This window comes from Streptomyces sp. Je 1-4 4N24, assembly GCF_026239515.1.
GTDB lineage: Bacteria > Actinomycetota > Actinomycetes > Streptomycetales > Streptomycetaceae > Streptomyces > Streptomyces nigrescens.
In genome coordinates this window covers 2,927,967-2,947,388 of the sequence record NZ_CP110836.1, presented here as the reverse complement: position 1 = coordinate 2,947,388, position 19,422 = coordinate 2,927,967, and the positions used below count along the sequence as shown (strand labels likewise).

The 19,422-nt window shown below is 69.3% G+C and carries 19 protein-coding genes; all 19 read left to right on the top strand.

Annotation, left to right across the window (positions count from 1 at the left end; translation table 11 throughout):
* Window positions 1-11 precede the first annotated feature (11 nt).
* The 19 genes from SLV14N_RS12420 to SLV14N_RS12330 all read left to right on the top strand — a co-directional run bounded on the left by SLV14N_RS12420 (window position 12) and on the right by SLV14N_RS12330 (window position 19,241).
* A complete protein-coding gene (locus SLV14N_RS12420) occupies window positions 12-1,304 on the top strand; it encodes a homoserine dehydrogenase (RefSeq protein ID WP_208680979.1) in 1,293 nt (430 codons plus the stop codon).
* Window positions 1,305-1,312: 8 nt separating this feature from the next.
* Window positions 1,313-2,389: a threonine synthase gene (thrC, locus tag SLV14N_RS12415; RefSeq protein ID WP_263269349.1), complete on the top strand. Its 1,077-nt coding sequence runs from the start codon at window positions 1,313-1,315 to the stop codon at window positions 2,387-2,389.
* Between the two features lie 341 nt (window positions 2,390-2,730).
* A complete protein-coding gene (gene thrB / locus SLV14N_RS12410) occupies window positions 2,731-3,648 on the top strand; it encodes a homoserine kinase (protein WP_208680978.1) in 918 nt (305 codons plus the stop codon).
* 373 nt (window positions 3,649-4,021) lie between these two features.
* Complete coding sequence (rho, locus tag SLV14N_RS12405) at window positions 4,022-6,073, top strand: transcription termination factor Rho (protein ID WP_208680977.1); 2,052 nt, start codon at window positions 4,022-4,024, stop codon at window positions 6,071-6,073.
* A 399-nt stretch (window positions 6,074-6,472) separates the two neighbouring features.
* Window positions 6,473-7,600: an LCP family protein gene (locus tag SLV14N_RS12400; RefSeq protein ID WP_208680976.1), complete on the top strand. Its 1,128-nt coding sequence runs from the start codon at window positions 6,473-6,475 to the stop codon at window positions 7,598-7,600.
* Between the two features lie 174 nt (window positions 7,601-7,774).
* The gene (gene rpmE, locus SLV14N_RS12395; protein WP_208680975.1) at window positions 7,775-7,996 is read left to right on the top strand and encodes a 50S ribosomal protein L31; all 222 of its coding nucleotides are present in this window, start codon (window positions 7,775-7,777) and stop codon (window positions 7,994-7,996) included.
* 173 nt (window positions 7,997-8,169) lie between these two features.
* Entirely contained in the window at window positions 8,170-9,249 is a 1,080-nt protein-coding gene (gene prfA / locus SLV14N_RS12390) for a peptide chain release factor 1 (protein ID WP_208680974.1), read from the top strand.
* Between the two features lie 111 nt (window positions 9,250-9,360).
* Window positions 9,361-10,206, top strand: coding sequence for a peptide chain release factor N(5)-glutamine methyltransferase (gene prmC, locus SLV14N_RS12385; protein WP_018087396.1), 846 nt, complete (start codon window positions 9,361-9,363; stop codon window positions 10,204-10,206).
* A gap of 70 nt (window positions 10,207-10,276) precedes the next feature.
* Window positions 10,277-10,924: an L-threonylcarbamoyladenylate synthase gene (locus tag SLV14N_RS12380; protein ID WP_018087395.1), complete on the top strand. Its 648-nt coding sequence runs from the start codon at window positions 10,277-10,279 to the stop codon at window positions 10,922-10,924.
* Window positions 10,924-11,598, top strand: coding sequence for a protein-tyrosine-phosphatase (locus SLV14N_RS12375; protein WP_208680973.1), 675 nt, complete (start codon window positions 10,924-10,926; stop codon window positions 11,596-11,598). Before SLV14N_RS12380 ends, SLV14N_RS12375 begins: the two co-directional genes overlap by 1 nt.
* Window positions 11,599-11,732: 134 nt before the next feature.
* Window positions 11,733-13,124: a serine hydroxymethyltransferase gene (glyA, locus tag SLV14N_RS12370; protein ID WP_263269346.1), complete on the top strand. Its 1,392-nt coding sequence runs from the start codon at window positions 11,733-11,735 to the stop codon at window positions 13,122-13,124.
* Window positions 13,125-13,242: 118 nt separating this feature from the next.
* Window positions 13,243-13,644 carry a hypothetical protein gene (locus SLV14N_RS12365; protein WP_263269345.1) on the top strand — a complete coding sequence of 134 codons (402 nt, stop codon included), beginning with the start codon at window positions 13,243-13,245 and terminating at the stop codon, window positions 13,642-13,644.
* Window positions 13,645-13,918: 274 nt separating this feature from the next.
* Window positions 13,919-14,191, top strand: coding sequence for a helix-turn-helix transcriptional regulator (locus tag SLV14N_RS12360; RefSeq protein ID WP_263273120.1), 273 nt, complete (start codon window positions 13,919-13,921; stop codon window positions 14,189-14,191).
* Window positions 14,192-14,350: 159 nt separating this feature from the next.
* Window positions 14,351-15,694, top strand: coding sequence for an MraY family glycosyltransferase (locus SLV14N_RS12355; protein ID WP_263269343.1), 1,344 nt, complete (start codon window positions 14,351-14,353; stop codon window positions 15,692-15,694).
* Window positions 15,695-15,985: 291 nt separating this feature from the next.
* The gene (locus tag SLV14N_RS12350) at window positions 15,986-16,423 is read left to right on the top strand and encodes a hypothetical protein (RefSeq protein ID WP_208680970.1); all 438 of its coding nucleotides are present in this window, start codon (window positions 15,986-15,988) and stop codon (window positions 16,421-16,423) included.
* Window positions 16,424-16,702: 279 nt separating this feature from the next.
* Entirely contained in the window at window positions 16,703-17,497 is a 795-nt protein-coding gene (atpB, locus tag SLV14N_RS12345) for a F0F1 ATP synthase subunit A (protein ID WP_263273119.1), read from the top strand.
* A gap of 76 nt (window positions 17,498-17,573) precedes the next feature.
* Window positions 17,574-17,822 (top strand): ATP synthase F0 subunit C, encoded by a 249-nt coding sequence (atpE, locus tag SLV14N_RS12340; RefSeq protein ID WP_042148752.1) that lies wholly within the window; start codon window positions 17,574-17,576, stop codon window positions 17,820-17,822.
* 40 nt (window positions 17,823-17,862) lie between these two features.
* Complete coding sequence (locus SLV14N_RS12335) at window positions 17,863-18,429, top strand: F0F1 ATP synthase subunit B (RefSeq protein WP_263269341.1); 567 nt, start codon at window positions 17,863-17,865, stop codon at window positions 18,427-18,429.
* Window positions 18,426-19,241, top strand: a complete 816-nt coding sequence (locus tag SLV14N_RS12330; RefSeq protein WP_208680968.1) for a F0F1 ATP synthase subunit delta — start codon at window positions 18,426-18,428, stop codon at window positions 19,239-19,241. Before SLV14N_RS12335 ends, SLV14N_RS12330 begins: the two co-directional genes overlap by 4 nt.
* The last annotated feature ends 181 nt before the right edge of the window (window positions 19,242-19,422 follow it).

Sequence of the window (19,422 nt, the reverse complement as noted above, 5' to 3'; positions counted from 1 at the left end):
GCAGAGGTCGAATGATGCGTACGCGTCCGCTGAAAGTGGCGCTCCTGGGCTGTGGTGTTGTCGGCTCAGAGGTGACGCGCATCATGACGACGCACGCCGACGACCTCGCCGCCCGCATCGGTGCGCCCGTGGAGCTCGCCGGGATCGCCGTCCGCCGCCCCGACAAGGTGCGCGAGGGCGTCCCGGCCGAGCTGGTCACCACCGATGCGACCGCGCTCGTCAAACGCGGCGACATTGATGTCGTGATCGAGGTCATCGGCGGGATCGAGCCGGCCCGCACGCTGATCACCACCGCTTTCGAGCACGGTGCGAGCGTGGTCTCCGCCAACAAGGCGCTGGTCGCGGCGGACGGTGCGGCGCTGCATGCGGCGGCCGAGGCCAATGGCGCGGACCTGTATTACGAGGCCGCCGTCGCCGGTGCGATCCCGCTGGTGCGGCCGCTGCGCGAGTCGCTCGCCGGGGACAAGGTCAACCGGGTGCTCGGCATCGTCAACGGCACCACCAACTTCATCCTCGACAAGATGGACTCCACGGGGGCCGGCTACAGCGAGGCGCTGGACGAGGCGACCGCGCTCGGTTACGCCGAGGCCGACCCGACCGCCGACGTCGAGGGCTTCGACGCCGCCGCCAAGGCCGCGATCCTGGCCGGTATCGCCTTCCACACCCGCGTGACCATCGACGATGTGCACCGCGAGGGCCTCACGGAGGTCACCGCGGCCGATATCGCCTCCGCCAAGCGGATGGGCTGCACGGTCAAGCTGCTGGCCATCTGCGAGCGGGCCGTGGACGGTGCGTCGGTGACCGCGCGGGTGCACCCCGCGATGATTCCGCTGACGCATCCGCTCGCCTCCGTCCGTGAGGCGTACAACGCGGTCTTCGTCGAGGCCGAGGCGGCCGGTCAGCTGATGTTCTACGGGCCGGGTGCGGGCGGTTCGCCGACCGCCTCCGCGGTCCTCGGCGACCTCGTCGCGGTCTGCCGCAACAAGCTCGCCGGGGCCACCGGACCGGGCGAGTCCGCCTACACCCGGCTGCCCGTCAGCCCCATGGGCGCGGTCATCACGCGGTACCACATCAGCCTTGATGTGGCTGACAAGCCCGGCGTGCTCGCGCAGGTCGCGACCATCTTCGCCGAACACGGCGTATCGATCGATACGGTCCGTCAGTCGGGCAAGGACGGCGAGGCATCCCTCGTCATCGTCACCCACCGAGCGGCGGACGCGGCCCTGTCGTCGACCGTCGGGGCACTGCGCGAGCTGGACACCGTGCGCGGTGTCGCCAGCATCATGCGGGTCGAAGGGGAGTAAAGGAACCCATGTCTGCCAATTCCACCGCGAGCCGTCAGTGGCGCGGAATCATCGAGGAATACCGTGACCGGCTGCCGGTCAGCGACACGACCGAGGTCGTCACCCTCCGCGAGGGCGGCACCCCCCTCGTACCGGCGCAGCTGCTCTCCGAGCGCACCGGCTGCGAGGTGCACCTCAAGGTCGAGGGTGCCAACCCCACCGGTTCCTTCAAGGACCGCGGCATGACGATGGCCATCACGCGCGCCAAGGAGGAGGGCGCCAAGGCGGTCATCTGCGCCTCCACCGGCAACACCTCCGCCTCGGCCGCGGCCTACGCGGTCCGCGCAGGCATGGTCTGCGCCGTCCTCGTCCCGCAGGGCAAGATCGCGCTCGGCAAGATGGGCCAGGCACTGGTCCACGGCGCGAAGATCCTCCAGGTCGACGGAAATTTCGACGACTGTCTGACGCTGGCCCGGAGCCTGTCCGACAACTACCCCGTCGCACTTGTGAACTCCGTTAACCCGGTGCGTATCGAGGGCCAGAAGACCGCGGCGTTCGAAATCGTCGACATGCTCGGCGACGCCCCCGACATCCATGTGCTGCCCGTCGGCAACGCCGGCAACATCACGGCGTACTGGAGGGGCTACAAGGAGTACGCGGCGGACGGCATCGCCACGCACACCCCGCGGATGTGGGGCTTCCAGGCCTCCGGCAGCGCGCCCATCGTGCGCGGTGAGGTCGTCAAGGACCCGACCACCATCGCCACCGCGATCCGCATCGGCAACCCGGCCTCGTGGTCGTACGCCCAGCAGGCGCGGGACGAGTCCGGCGGCTTCATCGACGACGTGACCGACCGTCAAATCCTGGCCGCCTACCGCCTGTTGGCGGCGCGGGAAGGCGTCTTCGTGGAGCCCGCCTCGGCCGCCTCGGTCGCCGGTCTGCTCAAGGCCGCCGAGGAGGGCAAGGTCGACCCGGGCCAGCGCATCGTCTGCACGGTCACCGGCAACGGTCTCAAGGACCCGGACTGGGCGGTGGCCGGAGCGCCGCAGCCGGTCACGGTCCCGATCGACGCGGGCGCCGCGGCCGAGCGCCTGGGCCTCGCCTAGGACCGGCGGCCGTACGGGCGGAAACGCGGGTACGGCAGACGGTGACGGGGCGGCACACGCCCCGTCACCCCCCGCACAGCAAACTGTGCAAAGGCTGCAAAGATCAGGGAAGACAGCGTCGAGGCACGGGAAGGCGCGCGACACGCATCGTGCGCCTCCTGTGCGCCCTATGTCGCGACAGAACCTTCCTTCGATAGGCTGGCAGCCAACTCCCCTCCCCACGGCATAACGCAGTGGTGTTCAGGGCAGGTCAGAACAGACCCCAGGAATCGGCCGGGCACTTCGGTGCCGCGGCGCTCCGGGGCAGTACCGCAGCATCAATCAAGGAGAGTCATCGAGCGATGGCCGGTCCCGCGTTCCGCGCCGCCGCCGTCCGGGTGCGCACCCCCGCTACCAGCGCCAATCTCGGTCCCGGCTTCGATGCCCTGGGTCTATCCCTGGGCCTGTACGACGATGTCGTGGTGCGCGTCGCCGACTCCGGACTGCACATCGACATCGCGGGTGAGGGTGCCGACACCCTTCCGCGTGACGAGAGCCACCTGCTCGTACGGTCGATGCGCGCCGCCTTCGAGCTGCTCGGCGGGCAGCCGCGCGGCCTGGAAATCGTCTGCGCCAACCGCATCCCGCACGGCCGCGGCCTGGGGTCTTCCTCGGCAGCCATCAGCGCGGGCATCGTGGCCGCCCGCGCCGTGACGATAGGCGGTGAGCAAAAGCTCGACGACACCGCGCTGCTGGAGCTGGCCACCGAGATCGAGGGCCACCCCGACAATGTCGCCGCCTGTCTGCTGGGCGGTTTCACGCTCGCCTGGATGGACACCGGAACCGCGCGTGCGATCCGGATGGATCCCGCCGATTCCATCGTTCCGGTGGTCTTCGTGCCCGGAAAGCCGGTGCTGACCGAGACCGCCCGTGGACTGCTGCCGCGTACCGTCCCGCATGTGGACGCCGCGGCCAACGCCGGCCGCGCCGCACTGCTCGTCGAGGCCCTGACCAGGCGCCCCGAGCTGCTGCTCGCCGCGACCGAGGACCGACTCCACCAGGAGTACCGCGCCCCCGCGATGCCGGAGAGCGTGGCCCTGGTGAACCGACTGCGTGCGGACGGCGTCCCCGCAGTTGTGTCCGGTGCGGGCCCCACGGTGCTCGCACTGGTCGAGGACGCGGCGGCCGAGAAGGTCGCGGCACTGGCGGGAGAGGGGTGGGCGGCCAACCGGCTGGCCCTCGATGCGGCGGGCACCTGCGTACTGCCGCTCGCCGGGTGATCACGCGGGTGATCGACGATTGCCGGTCTTGGAGAGGGGGAATGTTTGTTGGACCCGGTAGTGTTAACCTCAAGTCAGTACTCGACGCCTGAGTGGCGCGGTGCTTCGTGTCCCCCATAGGGACCACTTTCTTCCGGGAGCCTCCCAAACTGCTTGGAGCAATGGCCTGAGCAGGAGTGAGCACGCTCCGGAATCGGCGTGACGACATGGGCCACTCTGCATCTCTTCACGCCGGCGCCATGAACTGATCTCTCCGCCACTTCCGGCGGGACCACCGCCCCGGCACCGGTCCACAAGACCAAGGACCCAGCCGGACAGCACAACCGGTCGCCGAGCCAGACAGGCCGACGCCCGCTCCAGGGAAGGACCCTTCGTGAGCGACACCACCGATCTGATGGGCGCGCGCACCGATGGCAGTGCCACCGCGCCCGCCACGGACGCTCCCGCCGCGCCTACGCGGCGCCGCCGTTCCGGCACCGGCCTTGACGGCATGGTCCTGGCAGAGCTGCAGCAGGTCGCCTCCGGCCTCGGTATCAAGGGCACCGCGCGGATGCGCAAGAGCCAGCTGATCGAGGTCATCAAGGAGAAGCAGGCCGGAGGCTCAGGCTCCGCCGCCAAGGCCGACGCGCCCGCCGACACCGAGACCAAGCCCAAGCGCCGGACGACCTCCAAGGCCCGCACCGGCGACGACAGCGCGGAGCCGGCCGCCGGCAAGGCCGCCAAGCCCGCCAAGGGCGACAAGGCCGCGGACCAGGCCGGGGCCCAGCAGCAGATCGACATCCCCGGTCAGCCGGTCAGCGACGAGCAGCCGGCCGGTGAGCGCCGCCGGCGTCGCGCCACCGCCGCCGCGGGCAGCCCGGAGGCCGCCTCGGGCGACCTCAAGACCGACACCAAGGTCGAGGCGAAGACCGAGGTCAAGGCGGACGCCAAGACCGACACCGCGGTGTCCCCGCAGGAGACCGGCGAGGGCCGGCCCGGCAAGGGCGGCGAGCGCCAGGACCGCGGCGACCGCCAGGACCGCGGCCAGAAGGGTGACCGTGGCGACCGCGGTGAGCGGGGCCAGCGCCAGCGTGACCGTGACCGCGGGGACCGCCGCAAGGGCGGCGACGCCGGCGACGGCGGCCAGGGCGGTCAGGGCGGCCAGCGCCAGCGGGACCGCCGTACCGATGACGACGACGACTTCGAGGGCGGCCGCCGGGGCCGTCGCGGCCGCTACCGCGACCGCCGGGGCCGTCGCGGCGGCCGTGAGGACTTCGGCAACGAGCCGCAGGTGTCCGAGGACGACGTCCTGATCCCGGTCGCGGGCATCCTCGACATCCTGGACAACTACGCGTTCATCCGGACCTCGGGCTACCTGCCCGGCCCGAACGACGTCTACGTCTCGCTCGCCCAGGTCCGCAAGAACGGTCTGCGCAAGGGTGACCACGTCACCGGTGCGGTCCGCCAGCCCAAGGACGGCGAGCGGCGCGAGAAGTTCAACGCGCTGGTCCGGCTCGACACGGTCAACAGCGTGGCGCCCGAACAGGGCCGCGGACGGCCGGAGTTCGGGAAGCTGACGCCCCTGTACCCGCAGGAGCGACTGCGCCTGGAGGGGGAGTCGGGCGGTCTGACGACCCGGATCATCGACCTGGTCACGCCGATCGGCAAGGGCCAGCGAGGGCTTATCGTGGCCCCGCCGAAGACCGGCAAGACCATGATCATGCAGGCGATCGCCAACTCGATCACCCGCAACAACCCCGAGTGCCACCTGATGGTCGTCCTCGTCGACGAGCGTCCGGAAGAGGTCACCGACATGCAGCGGTCGGTGAAGGGCGAGGTCATCTCCTCGACCTTCGACCGCCCGGCCGAGGACCACACCACCGTCGCCGAGCTGGCCATCGAGCGCGCCAAGCGCCTCGTCGAGCTGGGTCACGACGTGGTCGTCCTGCTGGACTCGATCACCCGTCTGGGACGTGCGTACAACCTCGCCGCCCCGGCCTCGGGCCGCATCCTGTCCGGTGGTGTCGACTCGACCGCGCTCTACCCGCCGAAGCGCTTCTTCGGCGCGGCGCGCAACATCGAGGACGGCGGTTCGCTGACCATCCTGGCCACCGCGCTGGTCGAGACCGGCTCGCGGATGGACGAGGTGATCTTCGAGGAGTTCAAGGGCACCGGCAACCTGGAGCTCAAGCTCGACCGCAAGCTCTCGGACAAGCGCATCTTCCCGGCGGTGGACGTGGACGCGTCCAGCACCCGTAAGGAAGAGATCCTCATGGGCAGCGACGAGCTCGCCATCGTGTGGAAGCTGCGCCGGGTGCTGCACGCCCTGGACCAGCAGCAGGCCATCGAGCTGCTGCTGGACAAGATGAAGCAGACGAAGTCCAACGCGGAGTTCCTGCTGCAGATCCAGAAGACGACGCCGACCACGGGCAACGGCAACGACTGACGCCCGCCGGGCGCGCCGCGCCGTCCACCGAGCCCCCCTCGCCCTCACGGGTGAGGGGGGCTTCGTGCTGAGCGCCCCCGTACGGCACGGGCGCGACGGTGATCTGTGACCTGGGCCGCGCTCCACGGGCCGCTGCACGGGCGCGCTTGAGACCTTCCGCACAGATCCGTGCAACCCGCACGGTTCCAGCCATGCTGGAAAAAGGGGCGAAAGCCCAGGTGGCGGAGTCGAAGGTCCCGGGCCCGCCCGCCCGGCCGCCGCGGATTTCTAAGAAAGCGCTCATGACCCGCTGTGCAACCCTTCCCGTCGACCTCCCGTCTGACATGGAGCAACGGGCCGTGTCTGCACACGGCACGGCGGCGGCGAGGGGCAGCCGAGCGAACGAGGACTGAGGAGCAGATGGCGGACAGCAGCGGGACCGCGAAGACGGCCGAAAGCCGTGCCCGCGGCATACGTGCCACGGGCCGCCGGCGCAAGGGCCCGACCCGGCGCCGCCGAGCCGTGACCATCACCCTGTGCACGCTGACCAGCGCCGCACTGCTGGGTGGGGCCGGACTCGGCTACGTCTACTTCAAGCTCAACGGCAATCTGAAGGGCGTCGACATCAACGCCGCCCTCGGACACGACCGCCCGAAGAACATCGACGACGGCTCGATGAACATCCTCGTGATGGGGTCCGACTCCCGCGCCGGCAAGAACGGCGAGTACGGCAAGGACGAGGGCGCCGCGCGCTCCGACACGGCGATGATCGTGCATGTGTACAAGGGCCACAAGAAGGCCAGCGTGGTCAGCGTCCCCCGGGACACCATGGTCAAGCGCCCCGACTGCACCACCAAGGACGGCAAGGACGTCCCCGGCGCGCAGCGGGCGATGTTCAACACGGCGTTCGAGGTCGGCGGGCCGACCTGCGCGGTCAAGACCGTCGAGTCGATGAGTGATGTCCGTATGGACCACTTCGTCGAGGTCGACTTCACCGGCTTCAAGAAGCTCATCGACGCGCTGGGCGGGGTGGACATCACCACCAGCAAGCCGATCGACGACGACCACAGCCATCTGCACCTGCAGCCCGGCAAGCACAACCTCAACGGCGAGCAGTCGCTCGGCCTCGTCCGGACCCGGCACGGCGTGCCCGGCGGAGACGGCAGCGACCTGGGCCGCATCCAGCTGCAGCAGGCGTTCATCAAGGCCCTGATGAACCAGGTCAAGAACGTCGGGGTGCTCACCAACCCCACCAAGCTCTACGACATCGCCGATACGGCCACCAAGGCCATCACCACCGATACCGACCTCAACTCGGTCAGTGAACTGACCGGCCTGGCCAAGAGCCTGGGCAACATCGGGTCGGAGAACATCGACATGGTGACGCTGCCGGTGACGTACGACCCGGCCAACCCGGACCGTGTGGTGCCACTGACGAAGAAGAGCGAGCAGGTCTGGGACGCGCTGCGGGTGGACAAGGAAATCCCCAAGTCCGCGATCAAGGGTTCGGCCGGTGACCAGGGCGGCACGGACAAGTACGTGAAGTAGCCGGAAGGCGGGGTTCCGGGACCGGGCGGCCCTGGAAACGGTCCGGGGAATACTTGCGGACCTACCCCGGTTTTGGGAGATACGGCTAGTCCTGGCAGACTGGACCGTCGGCCCCGGTTCACGTGACGCAACCCGCGACACGACCCGGTGCACTCCCGAACCTAGGAGAATCCCTTGAAGCGCGACATCCACCCGGAGTACGTCGAGACCCAGGTCAGCTGCACCTGTGGCGCGTCCTTCACCACCCGTAGCACGGTCGCCAGCGGCACGGTCCGCGCCGACATCTGCTCCGAGTGCCACCCGTTCTACACCGGCAAGCAGAAGATTCTGGACACGGGCGGCCGCGTGGCCCGCTTCGAGGCCCGCTTCGGCAAGGGCGCCGCTGCCAAGAAGTAGCGACCCTCAAGGCGCCGGTCTCCGGTCGCCCCTGCTCAGGGGTGACCGGACCGGCGTTTTGTCGTCCTGGCCCTTGGCTCCCGTACGGGCGTCCCGGGGCCCGCGGCGCAGCACCCGACGGGCCGGCGCCCCGGTACCCCGGTCACCACAGCAGCCAGCAGAGGAACTCCACGATGTTCGAGGCGGTCGAAGAACTGATCGGCGAGCACGCCGATCTCGAGAAGCGGCTGGCCGACCCCGCGGTCCACGCCGACCAGCGTGAGGCCATGCGGCTCAACAAGCGCTATGCCGAGCTGACCCCGATCATCGCGACGTACCGCGACTGGAAGCAGACCGGCGAGGACATGGAGACCGCGCGCGAATTCGCCGCGGACGACCCGGACTTCGCCGACGAGGTCAAGGAACTCGACGCACAGCGCGAGGAGCTCACCGAGAAGCTGCGGCTGCTGCTCGTCCCGCGTGACCCCAGCGACGACAAGGACGTCATCCTCGAGGTCAAGGCCGGTGAGGGCGGCGAGGAGTCCGCGCTGTTCGCCGGCGACCTGCTGCGGATGTATCTGCGCTACGCCGAGCGGGCCGGCTGGAAGACCGAGATCCTGGAGGCCAACGAGTCCGACCTCGGCGGCTACAAGGACGTCCAGGTCGCGGTGAAGACCAAGGGCGGGGGCGGCGCCACCGAGCCCGGACAGGGCGTCTGGGCGCGGATGAAGTACGAAGGCGGGGTGCACCGCGTCCAGCGGGTGCCCGCCACCGAGTCACAGGGCCGGATCCACACCTCCGCGGCCGGTGTGCTGGTCACGCCCGAGGCCGAGGAGGTCGAGGTCGAGATCGGCCCCAACGACCTGAGGATCGACGTCTACCGCTCCTCCGGGCCCGGCGGCCAGTCGGTCAACACCACCGACTCCGCGGTGCGCATCACGCATCTGCCCACCGGCATCGTCGTCTCCTGCCAGAACGAGAAGAGCCAGCTCCAGAACAAGGAGCAGGCGATGCGCATCCTGCGCTCCCGGCTGCTGGCCGCCGCCCAGGAAGAGGCCGAGCGGGAGGCGTCGGACGCCCGGCGCAGCCAGGTCCGCACGGTAGACCGTTCGGAGCGCATCCGTACGTACAACTTCCCGGAAAACCGGATCTCGGACCACCGGGTCGGTTTCAAGGCGTACAACTTGGACCAGGTGCTCGACGGCGAGCTCGACCCGGTCATCCAGGCGTGTGTCGACGCCGACTCGGCCGCCAAGCTCGCCGCCGCCCAGTAAGCCCGCCCGACCCTGTACGCACCGGCTGGAGACAGCAATCCCCCGGGGGACCCCCGGCCGATCGACGGCGAACCGCACCATGAAGACGCAGCGCACTAGGAGGAAGGCCCCGTGAACCTTCTGCTCGCCGAGGTGGCCCAGGCCACCCAGCGGCTGGCCGACGCCGGTGTGCCCTCGCCGCGCTTCGACGCCGAGGAACTCGCCTCGTTCGTGCACGGTGTCAAACGGGGGGAGCTGCACCACGTCAAGGACGCGGACTTCGACGCCCGCTACTGGGAGGCCGTCGCCCGCCGCGAGGCCCGGGAGCCGCTCCAGCACATCACCGGCCGGGCGTTCTTCCGCTACCTCGAACTCTCCGTGGGGCCAGGGGTGTTCGTGCCCCGCCCGGAGACCGAGTCGGTGGTCGGCTGGGCGATAGACGCCGTACGCGCCATGGACGTCGTCGAGCCGCTGATCGTCGACCTGTGCACCGGCTCGGGGGCGATCGCCCTCGCCCTGGCGCAGGAGGTGCCCCGCTCGCGGGTGCACGCCGTGGAGCTGTCCGAAGAGGCCCTGGACTACGCCCGCAAGAACGTCGAGGGGTCCCGCGTCGTTCTCCATCACGGCAATGCGCTGACCGCGCTTCCCGAACTGGACGGGCAGGTCGACCTGGTCGTCTCCAACCCGCCGTACATCCCGCTGACCGAGTGGGAGTACGTCGCACCCGAGGCCCGCGACCACGACCCCGAGCTCGCGCTGTTCTCGGGCCAGGACGGCCTGGACACCATCCGGGGCATCGAGCGGACCGCACACCGCCTGCTGCGGCCCGGGGGTGTGGTCGTCATCGAGCATGCCGACACCCAGGGCGGGCAGGTGCCGTGGATCTTCACCGAGGAGCGGGGCTGGGCCGATGCGGCCGACCACCCGGACCTCAACAACAGGCCCCGTTTCGCCACCGCGCGCCGGGCGACGCCATGACGTGGCCCGCTTCGGCGCCTGATGCAGCCGATGCATCCGAAGTATTCGTTTCGCACGAGGAGGTCCCGTAATGGCACGGCGATACGACTGCAGCGACGCGACCGACCGCACCACCGGTCTGCGCGAGGCCGCCTCGGCCGTCCGCCGCGGTGAGCTGGTCGTGCTGCCGACCGACACCGTCTACGGCATCGGCGCGGACGCCTTCAGCGCCGAGGCCGTCGGCGACCTGCTGGAGGCCAAGGGCCGCGGCCGCGGTATGCCCTCCCCGGTCCTCGTCGGGTCCCCCAACACCCTGCACGGCCTGGTCACCGACTTCTCCGAGCAGGCCTGGGAGCTGGTCGACGCCTTCTGGCCCGGCGCGCTCACCCTCGTCGCCAAGCACCAGCCGTCGCTGACCTGGGACCTGGGTGAGACCCGTGGCACGGTCGCCGTACGGATGCCGCTGCACCCGGTCGCGATCGAGCTGCTCACCGATTTCGGTCCGATGGCCGTCTCCAGCGCCAACCTCACCGGCCACCCGTCCCCGCAGGACTGCGACGCCGCACAGGAAATGCTGGGTGACTCGGTCTCCGTCTACCTGGACGGCGGCCCGACGCCCGCCGCCGTACCGTCCTCGATCGTCGATGTCACCGGCAGGACCCCGGTCCTGCTGCGCGAGGGCGCGATCAGCGCGGAAGAACTGCGCAAGGTGGTACCCGAGCTCGAGGTGGCCAATTGATGGCGCCCCTGGGGCGTGGCATAGCGGGACCAGGCGACGGCACCCCGGTACCCCTTTCCTCCCCTTTTCGGATTCTCCACGTCAGCACCGGCAACGTCTGCCGCTCGCCGATCACCGAGCGGCTGCACCGCCATGCCCTGGAACTGCGGCTCGGTGAGGACCGCAGCGGCGGGCTGCTCGTGGAGAGCGCCGGAACCTGGGGCCACGAGGGCGCCCCGATGGAGACGCACGCCGCCACGGTGCTCACCGACTACGGTGCCGACCCGGCCGGCTTCCTCGGCCGTGAACTGCTCGACGAGCACGTCATCCGCGCCGACCTGGTGCTCACCGCCACCCGCGACCACCGTGCCCAGGTCATCTCGATGGGCCACTCGGCGGGTCTGCGCACCTTCACGCTGAAGGAGTTCAACCGGCTGGTGCGGGCCATAGACCCCGCCACGCTGCCCGAGCCCGATCCGGACCTGCCGGACGGCGGGCTGGTCGAGCGCGCCCGTGCGCTGGTCGGCGCCGCCGCCGCGCTGCGCGGCTGGCTGCTGGCGCCCAACCCGGAGTCCGACGAGGTCTACGACCCCTACGGCGCCCCCATCACCTTCTTCCGCTCCATCGGCGACGAGATCAACCAGGCCCTCGACCCGGTCGTCACCGCACTCACGGGGGTCCCGGCGCGGGCTTAGGGCGTGTCGTTCGGGTCAGGGCGTCCGGATCCCGGGTAAGGCATCCGGGCCCCCGTGCGGCCCGTACACCGCGCCCGATCGCCCTGCCGCGCCTACATTGGGACTACGTCCCCGTACGAGGCCCGGAGCAAGCGATGCCTGCCACCACCGCGTCACCCCGTAGCGAGACCCCGGACACCCGTTCCCAGGCCACCGGACCGGCTCCCGGCGCCGGCCCGGCCGGGACGACCATCGAGGAGCGGGCGCGGGCCGCCGCCCGTGAGGCCGGCAGCCGGCCGGCCGGCTCCCCGGACTTCGCCGCCCTGCTGCGCCAGGACCCGGAGATCGCCGGCGTACTGCTCGGGGAGAGCGCCCGGCAGAGCGACGGACTGCAGCTGATCGCCGCGGAGAACTTCACCTCACCGGCCGTCCTCGCCGCCCTCGGGTCCCCCCTGGGCAACAAATACGCCGAGGGCTATCCGGGTGCCCGGCACCACGGCGGCTGCGAGATCGTCGACCTCGCCGAACGGATCGCGGTGGAGCGCGCCAAGGCCCTCTTCGGCGCCGAACACGCCAACGTCCAGGCCCACTCCGGGTCTTCGGCCGTACTGGCCGCCTACGCCGCCCTGCTGCGGCCCGGAGACACCGTCCTTGCCATGTCCCTCCCGCACGGCGGACACCTCACCCACGGATCGCCCGCCAACTTCTCCGGCCGCTGGTTCGACTTCGTCGGCTACGGCGTCGACGAGGAGACCGGCCTCCTCGACTACGACGCGATCCGCGACCTGGCCCGCGCCCGCCGGCCCAAGGCCATCGTCTGCGGCTCGATCTCCTACCCCCGGCACCTCGACTACGCCGCCTTCCGTGACATCGCCGACGAAACCGGCGCCTATCTGATCGCGGATGTCGCACACCCCCTGGGGCTGATCGCCGGGGGAGCGGCGCCCAGCCCCGTCCCGTACGCCCATGTGGTGTGCGGAACCACACACAAGGTGCTGCGCGGGCCGCGCGGCGGGCTGATCCTGTGCGGCACGAAACTGGCCGAGCGGATCGACCGCGCGGTGTTCCCCTTCACCCAAGGGGGCGCACAGATGAACGCCGTCGCCGCCAAGGCCGTGGCCTTCGCGGAGGCCGCCACGCCCGCCTTCGCCGCGTACGCCCATCAGGTCACCGCCAACGCCCGCGCGCTCGCCGAGGCGCTCGCCGGGCACGGCCTGACGATCACCACCGGCGGTACCGACACCCATCTGATCACCGCCGATACCGCCCCGCTCGGCCTGGACGCCCGCACCGCCCGGGGCCGGCTGGCCGCCGCGGGTATCGTGCTCGACACCTGCGCGCTGCCGTGCGCCGAGCACCCGGTGCCGTGCCGGACGGGCCTGCGCCTGGGCACCGCCGCGGTGACCACCCAGGGCATGGGCGAGGCCGAGATGAAGGCGGTCGCCGAGCTCATCGTGGCGGCGCTGCGCGAGGACTCGGCGGCCCGCCAAGGGAGCGTCGATCTGGCCCGACGCTTCCCGCCCTACCCGGTGACATCGGGCGCATAGCCGGATCGGGCATTGCCGCATGTGGCAATAGCGGATCATGTACCCCTCGACGAGGATGAAACCCGATGAGACGGGCTGTATTCAAGTCGGCCCATCACCTCAATGAAGGGTTTCACCTGTGAAGCGTAAGTTGGCCTTATCCGCGTTCGCCGCGGCAGGTACGGCTTTGACCGTTGCGTTCATTGCGCCTTCTACGTCTGCCGTGGCCGCGCAACCCGGCGCGCCGGTCGCCAAGGCCGCTACGAAATCTGTGAGCGTCCAGGCAACCAAGAAGGCGAGCATCGCCTGCTCCAAGCCCAAGGGAAACAAGACCAATTATTCCTGGGCCACAGGCAGCAATGACTCCACCACCGTTTACTTCAACAATCACTGTTCGCACAAGGTGTCAGCCAAGCTCACGTTCCGTTCCGGCGATGGCGACACCAATGTGGGATGCATGACCACGAATGGTGGGACAAAGGGGAAGAAGCGGTTCACCATTACCCGCTACCAGCTTGAGTCGATCAAACCGGGCTGCTGAACGGCCGTAGATGCGGGACGGCGCCACTCGGCGGACGTTCGTCCGACCGCCTCCCCACTCTGGGGAGGCGGTCGGACGCGTTGATGGGGCGGATAAGTGACCTTGAAGGAAGGGGGGGTGGCTGGGGATAATCAGAGGTTGGCAAGCCTCCGGCCCAGGTCAAGAAGCTTTCGAGATCCCTGGATGTCGGTCCTCGGGTGCACGACCAGCACCGTCTGGAGCCAGGGGCACGATGCGCCATCAGTCCAGCGTTTGAGGGGGAAACTTGAGTACGATGACCATCGCCGACAGCGGACTGGCGGATGTCTCTCGACTGACCTGCCGGGAGGCAGAGGTGCTGCTGCTTCTGGCCGAGGGAGATTCCAATCGCGTACTCGCCCGCCGACTGGGCATCGCCGAGCGGACTCTGCGGGCGCACATCACCAGCCTGACGAGGAAGCTCGGCATCCAATCACGACTTCAGGCAGCTCTCTTCGCGCACAGCTACCGGGACACATTGGCGGCCGGAGGCGAGGCCGGAGCAAACAGGGCCCGCACAGCGGAGTGAGCGTCGACGCCACGGAGCGGCCGACCGAGCGGTTTCGGCGATGCCCGGACCGGTGACCTGGGCCGGGCATGCCACAGTTCTGGGCGGCCGCCGTGGATTGCAATGAGGTGTGTAGCAGAGGCGGGCCGTATGGTGTGGCTGTGATGGCCAGCTATACCAATGGGGCAGCCCGTGCGTGAATACCTGCTGACGCTGTGCGTCACGGCCGCGGTGACCTACCTGCTGACCGGCCCGGTGCGGAAGTTCGCGATCGCGGCCGGTGCGATGCCGGAGATCCGCGCGCGTGATGTGCACCGCGAGCCGACGCCACGGCTCGGCGGCATCGCGATGTTCGGCGGGCTGTGCGCCGGCCTTCTGGTCGCCTCGCATCTGACCAACCTCAAGAGCGTCTTCGAGAACTCCAACGAGCCGCGGGCGCTGCTCTCCGGCGCCGCGCTGATCTGGATCCTCGGCGTCCTGGACGACAAGTGGGGCGTGGACGCGCTGGTCAAGCTCGGCGGCCAGATGATCGCCGCGGGCGTGATGGTCCTTCAGGGCCTGACGATTCTCTGGATCCCCATCCCCGGTGTCGGCACGGTCTCCCTCACTCCGATGCAGGGCACCCTGCTGACCGTCGCCCTCGTCGTGATCACCATCAACGCGGTCAACTTCGTGGACGGCCTGGACGGTCTCGCCTCCGGCATGGTGTGCATCGCGGCCGCGGCGTTCTTCATGTACGCGTACCGGATGTGGTTCGGCTACGGCATCGAGGCGGCCGCGCCCGCAACGCTGTTCTCGGTCGTTCTGATGGGCATGTGCCTCGGCTTCCTGCCGCACAACATGCATCCGGCGCGGATCTTCATGGGCGACTCGGGCTCGATGCTGATCGGCCTGGTCATGGCCGCGGGCGCGGTCTCGGTGACCGGCCAGGTCGACCCGGACCTGCTCAACCTGAAGGCGGGCGGTCTGCGCGAGGCGACCCACGCGATGGTGCCGGTCTACATCCCGCTGCTGCTGCCGCTGACGGTCATCGCGGTGCCGGTCGCCGACCTGATCCTGGCGATCGTGCGCCGTACGTGGAAGGGCCAGTCGCCGTTCGCCGCCGACCGCGGCCATCTGCACCACCGGCTGCTGGAGATCGGGCACTCGCACAGCCGGGCCGTGCTGATCATGTACTTCTGGTCGGCGCTGATCGCCTTCGGCGCGGTCGCCTACTCCGCGAACAACGCCAGCATGTGGATCGTGCTGGGCATCGTGCTGCTGAGCGCGGTGGGTCTGGTGCTGCTTCTGCTGCCGCGCTTCACGCCGCGGGCGCCGCTCTGGGCGGAGTGGATGGTTCCGCCGCGGTACCGCCGGGTCGCCCCCGCGGCGGCGACGGCCGCGACGGCCCCGTCGGCGAACGACGAGAGCGCCGTCGAGCCGGAGGAGGCGCGGGAACCGGTCCCCGCGGGCATCCACGGTGCCACCGCGATCGGGGACCGCTCACGCTTCGTGGGCCGCCGGAAGGCGGACAGTCACCGCTGATCCAGGGGTTCGCTCGCCCGAACGTGCATCAGGAATCGGGGCGGTTGACTCCATACCAGACATAAAGGCGCCCGTCAGTGCACCAACGCGCACGTTCACGCTCAGGTGTGACAGGGTCCACACGAACCAGGTAAAGACCTCATCAAATAGTTTGTGATACCGTTCACGAAACCCGGCGACAGAGCCGAAGGGCCGTAGTGCGACTGTCCTTGGGCCGCAGGTTCCGCCTCAGGCCGGGTCTACGCTCGTCCATGACGACACACACCCCACATCTTTTGCCGGAGCGCCGCCATGCAGTCGAATGACGCCCGACTACTCCTTCACGCCGTTGTGCCCACCCTCGCCATCGGCGCTGTCGCCGTTGCCGTGAGCGGTGCGGTCGCGGGCGTGACGGGAGCACTCGGCGCCGTCGTCGGCACCGTGCTGGTGCTGCTCGTCATGGGGGCCGGCCTGGTCGTCCTGCAGAAGACCGCGAAGAACCACCCGCAGCTGTTCCAGATGATGGGGCTGCTGCTGTACACGGTGCAGATCCTGTTCGTTGCGGTCTTCCTGATCGCGTTCAAGGACACCACGTTCTTCGACACCAAGGCATTTGCGTTCACCCTGCTCGGCGCCACTCTCGTGTGGATCGCGGCACAGACCCGCGGGCACATGAAGGCGAAGATCCTGTACGTGGAACCCGACTCCGCCGAGCCGAAGAAGGCGGAGACGGCGGGGTCGCCGACGTGACACGTAGGGCCGAGATAAATGCCCACTTGCGGGCCTGCTATCGTCCGGTTCCAACTGCGGCACAGTTGGCGCAGGCGGCTGAGCTCCCGAGTTCCACTCGATGGAACGGGCGGTTCTCGCGGCCGATGCCTGTGATGTGGCCGGGCCCAGCGCCCGCCAGCCGCCCCCTAATCCGTAAGACCAGTCCAGTGCCGCTCCGTGGCTCAACGCCGCGCCGACACAACGAGGTTGCCGTACCCATGCGCCACGCTGAAGGAGCTCGCGGTGAGTGCTGAAACGATGCTCGCCTTCGAGACCGACTGCCACATCTTTTCCGGGTGCGGCTTCCCTGCTCCCGGGCTTCATTCGTTCGTCTTCAAGCCGCTGTTCACCATCAACGGCTTCGAGTTCAACAAGATCATGCTGCTGGCGCTGATCAGCACCGTCGTGGTCGTGTGGTTCTTCTGGGCGGCGTTCGGCAAGGCCAAGGTGGTCCCGGGCAAGCTGCAGATGATCGGCGAAGCCGGCTATGACTTCGTGCGCCGCGGGATCGTCTATGACGCTCTCGGGAAGAAGGAGGGCGAGAAGTACGTCCCCTTCATGGTCTCGCTGTTCTTCTTCGTCTGGATCATGAACATCTGGTCGATCATTCCGATCGCCCAGTTCCCGGTGACCTCGATCATCGCCTTCCCGGCCGGTCTCGCCGCCATCGTCTACGTCACGTGGGTCACCCTGACCTTCAAGAGGCACGGCTTCGTCGGTGCGCTGAAGAACTTCAGCGGCTACGACAAGTCGCTCGGCGCGGTCCTGCCGATGCTGGTCGTGATCGAGCTCCTCTCGAACCTGATCATCCGGCCCTTCACGCACGCGGTCCGGCTCTTCGCGAACATGTTCGCCGGTCACCTCCTGCTGCTGATGTTCACGATCGCCACCTGGTACCTGCTGAACGGCTTCGGCGTGGTCTACGCCGGCGCCTCGTTCATCATGACCATCCTGCTGACCGCGTTCGAGCTGTTCATCCAGGCCGTCCAGGCGTACGTCTTCGTGCTCCTGACCGCGAACTACCTCCAGGGCGCGCTCGCCGAGCACCACTGAGCCCCCGCTTTCCCAGCCCCTATAGACGCCCGGTGGCCAACCCCCACCGGTCCGTGAAAGAGAAGGAAGTAACGGCATGTCCGCTGCTCTCGAGAGTGTCAACCTCGCCGCCGGCGTCACCGGCAACCTCGGCTCGATCGGTTACGGCCTCGCCGCGATCGGCCCCGGCGTCGGCGTCGGCATCATCTTCGGTAACGGCACCCAGGCCCTGGCCCGTCAGCCCGAGGCTGCCGGCCTGATCCGCACCAACCAGATCATGGGTTTCGCCTTCTGTGAGGCGCTTGCCCTGATCGGTATCGTCATGGGCTTCCTCTTCAAGGCCTGACGGACCGCTTCAAACCCCTTGACAGACGGAAGGCACTGATGTGAACGCCCTGGTGAACATGGCGGAGGAGGTTCCCCAGAACCCCCTGATCCCGGAGCTTCCAGAGCTGGTCATCGGTCTGATCGCCTTCTTCATCGTCTTCGGCTTCCTGGCCAAGAAGCTCCTCCCGAACATCAACAAGGTTCTGGAAGAGCGCCGGGAGCTCATCGAAGGCCGCATGGAGGAAGCCGAGGCGAATCAGGCCGAGGCTCAGCAGGTGCTCGCGGACTACCGGGCACAGTTGGCCGACGCCCGCCACGAGGCCGCGCGGCTGCGCCAGGAGGCGCAGGAGCAGGGCGCGACGCTCATCGCTGAGATGCGCGCCGAGGGCCAGCGGCAGCGTGAGGAGATCATCGCTGCCGGTCACGCCCAGATCGAGGCGGACCGGAAGCAGGCCGCGCAGGCACTGCGCCAGGACGTGGGCAAGCTCGCCGTCGACCTGGCCGGCAAGCTCGTCGGGGAGTCCCTCGAGGACCACGCCCGGCAGAGCCGGACCATCGACCGCTTCCTCGACGACGTCGAGGCCAAGGCGGCGTCGGACGCGACGAAGGCTGAGGCCGGACGATGAACGGAGCGAGCCGCGAGGCACTCGCCTCCGCACGCGAGCAGTTCAACGCGCTGACGGACGACACCTCCGTCGACGCCGCGAAGCTCGCCGAGGAGCTGGCTGCCGTCACCGCTCTGCTCGACCGCGAGGTGTCGCTGCGTCGGGTCCTGACCGACCCGGCGCAGGCCGCCGAGGCGCGTGCCGACCTGGCCGGACGACTGCTGGGCACCCAGGTGGGCGGCCCGACCGTCGACCTGGTGTCCGGCATGGTCCGCGCCCGCTGGTCGCGTTCGCGCGACCTGACGGACGCGCTCGAGGAGCTGGCCTACAGCGCCGACCTGGTCGCCGCGCAGCGGGCCGGCCAGCTCGACGACGTCGAGGACGAGCTCTTCCGGTTCGGCCGGATCGTCAGCTCCAACGGCGAGCTGCGCGGTGCGCTGACCGACCGGAACGCGACGGTCGCGGCCAAGACGGAGCTGCTGCGTGCGCTGCTGGGCGGCCGGGCCAACCCGGTCACCGAGCGCATCGTGATCCGTCTTGTCGTACAGCCGCGGGGCCGTAGCCTGGAAGCGGGGCTCGACGCCCTCTCCAAGCTGGCGGCGAGCCGCCGGGACCGGATGGTCGCGGTGGTCACCTCCGCGGTGCCCCTCAGCGAAGGGCAGCGGCAGCGCCTGGGCGCTTCCCTGGCGCAGCTGTACGGACGGCAGGTCCACCTGAACCTCGACGTGGATCCCGAGGTCCTCGGCGGAGTCCAGGTCCGGATCGGCGACGAGGTCATCAACGGGACCATCGCGGAGCGCCTCGACGAGGCGGCCCGGCGGATGGCCGGCTGACCCAGCCACACCAACTCAAGAGCTGCACAACCGGCGGTCAGGCGCCGGACCCGCCGGCCGGACCACCAGGTCCGGCTGAGGTCCGGAAGAAGCCCCGGGGACCAGCACAAGCATGACGGCGGCCCGAGTTGGGCCGTAAGCGGAAACCCCCTGGGGGACAGCCCCCCAGACACCCGCAAGT

Coding starts and splice junctions, on each gene's coding strand:
- thrC (WP_263269349.1), top strand. CDS start 1,313: ATGTCTGCCAATTCCACCGCGAGCCGTCAGTGGCGCGGAATCATCGAG.
- SLV14N_RS12420 (WP_208680979.1), top strand. CDS start 12: ATGATGCGTACGCGTCCGCTGAAAGTGGCGCTCCTGGGCTGTGGTGTT.
- glyA (WP_263269346.1), top strand. CDS start 11,733: ATGCCTGCCACCACCGCGTCACCCCGTAGCGAGACCCCGGACACCCGT.
- atpB (WP_263273119.1), top strand. CDS start 16,703: ATGCTCGCCTTCGAGACCGACTGCCACATCTTTTCCGGGTGCGGCTTC.
- SLV14N_RS12400 (WP_208680976.1), top strand. CDS start 6,473: ATGGCGGACAGCAGCGGGACCGCGAAGACGGCCGAAAGCCGTGCCCGC.
- SLV14N_RS12330 (WP_208680968.1), top strand. CDS start 18,426: ATGAACGGAGCGAGCCGCGAGGCACTCGCCTCCGCACGCGAGCAGTTC.
- prfA (WP_208680974.1), top strand. CDS start 8,170: ATGTTCGAGGCGGTCGAAGAACTGATCGGCGAGCACGCCGATCTCGAG.
- SLV14N_RS12360 (WP_263273120.1), top strand. CDS start 13,919: ATGACCATCGCCGACAGCGGACTGGCGGATGTCTCTCGACTGACCTGC.
- SLV14N_RS12375 (WP_208680973.1), top strand. CDS start 10,924: ATGGCGCCCCTGGGGCGTGGCATAGCGGGACCAGGCGACGGCACCCCG.
- SLV14N_RS12380 (WP_018087395.1), top strand. CDS start 10,277: ATGGCACGGCGATACGACTGCAGCGACGCGACCGACCGCACCACCGGT.
- thrB (WP_208680978.1), top strand. CDS start 2,731: ATGGCCGGTCCCGCGTTCCGCGCCGCCGCCGTCCGGGTGCGCACCCCC.
- SLV14N_RS12350 (WP_208680970.1), top strand. CDS start 15,986: ATGCAGTCGAATGACGCCCGACTACTCCTTCACGCCGTTGTGCCCACC.
- atpE (WP_042148752.1), top strand. CDS start 17,574: ATGTCCGCTGCTCTCGAGAGTGTCAACCTCGCCGCCGGCGTCACCGGC.
- SLV14N_RS12355 (WP_263269343.1), top strand. CDS start 14,351: ATGGGGCAGCCCGTGCGTGAATACCTGCTGACGCTGTGCGTCACGGCC.